This is a genomic window from Mycobacterium sp. E1715, from assembly GCF_001667625.1.
GTDB lineage: Bacteria > Actinomycetota > Actinomycetes > Mycobacteriales > Mycobacteriaceae > Mycobacterium.
On record NZ_LZJJ01000495.1, the window covers coordinates 1 to 1,308 of the forward strand.

Annotated in this window: 1 protein-coding gene, 1 tRNA gene and 1 pseudogene; 1 reads left to right on the plus strand and 2 read right to left on the minus strand. The window is 69.1% G+C overall.

Translation table 11 applies throughout. The features are described from left to right. Window positions 1-313 precede the first annotated feature (313 nt). Window positions 314-386 (minus strand) — tRNA-Asn (locus tag A9X03_RS24635). 129 nt (window positions 387-515) lie between these two features. Between A9X03_RS24635 and A9X03_RS24640 the strand changes: the two genes are divergently transcribed. Next, a complete protein-coding gene (locus A9X03_RS24640; RefSeq protein ID WP_067748435.1) occupies window positions 516-797 on the plus strand; it encodes a hypothetical protein in 282 nt (93 codons plus the stop codon). Here A9X03_RS24640 and A9X03_RS24645 read toward each other — a convergent pair. Then, a pseudogene (locus A9X03_RS24645) lies at window positions 772-1,308 on the minus strand (DNA primase); the annotation flags it as partial. The gene A9X03_RS24640 and the pseudogene A9X03_RS24645 overlap by 26 nt on opposite strands.

Consider the following 1,308-nt stretch of genomic DNA (forward strand, 5'->3'; position numbering starts at 1 on the left):
GCAGGCCGTCCTCGACGCGGTATGGACCCCGGCGTACGAGTGAGCGGCTTTCCGATGAGACGCCTCGCAGCGCATGCGCGCCGCTCGCCGAGGCTGTAACCCTGCAGGCCCGCACTCGCGCTTTGGCTGCAGATTTACAGGCTCGACGCTGAAAGGTGGGAGAACCGGTCACCGCTTGTCGCGGACGCTGCCGTGGCCAACTGACGCCCGGGCGGATGGTGGCCTTTGGCGCCTTGGTTGAGGAGTTCGGAGCCGGAGGCCCTTGCACCGGAGAGACGGCGGCCAGAGCGCCGGACACTGAGTCGGAGCCTTGCTCCCCCGCCTGGACTCGAACCAGGAACCTATCGGTTAACAGCCGAACGCTCTGCCAATTGAGCTACAGGGGATCAACACGATCGCGGGACGACTCTAGCGTACTGGCATATCCGCGCCCAACTGCATAAGGACGGATCGGGCGCGCACGCACCGGGCCGGGTGAGGCAGGATGGAACGGTCGCTAGTCGGGAGGAACGCTTTTGATCCGGTATGTCGTGGTGCTGGGGCTGGGTTACGTGCTGGGCTCGAAGGCCGGGCGCCGCCGCTACGAGCAGATCGTCGGCACCTATCGCGCGCTGACCAGCAGTCCCGTGGCCAAGTCGATGATCGAAGGGGGCCGCCGCAAGGTCGCGAACCGGATCTCCCCGGACTCCGGCTTCGTGACCGTCGCCGAGCTTGACGACCAAACGGCCATCATGGAGCGGGCGGCCGACGAACGGGCGGCCGACGAGGCCCTCACATCGTCAGATCGTCGCCGCTAGCCTGTTCCAGCAGGCTGCGCCGATAGGCCTCCATCGCGACCAGGTCGCCGAACAGCGCGTGGTACTCGTCGCCCTGCTCGATCGGCGACATGCGCTGCAGCTTGGACTTCACCTCGGCGATCTGCCGACCCATCCAGACCTCCTGCAAGCGGGCCAGCACGCCGGCGATGTAGCGCGGCAGCTTCTCGTCGTCGACCTGGACGGCCTCCACTCCGAGCTCGCTGATCAGCCCCGCGGTCAGGTCCGAACCGGCCCGCTGGCGCACCGCGTCGATCCACTCCCCGCCGGTGACCCCGCTCGACGTTCCGCCGGCGGCCTCGATGGCCGCGCGCACGGCGGCATAGCCGGGATGGGTGAAGCTCTCGACGGTCAGCGTGTCGAAAACGGGGCCGGCCAGCGCCGGGTACTGCAACGCCGATTTGAGCGCCTCGCGCTGCGGCCAGAGGATCGGGTCCCGGGGGTCCGGGCGCGTGGCCGCGGGGCGGGCGGTCGCCGCGGCGCGGGGCTGCTG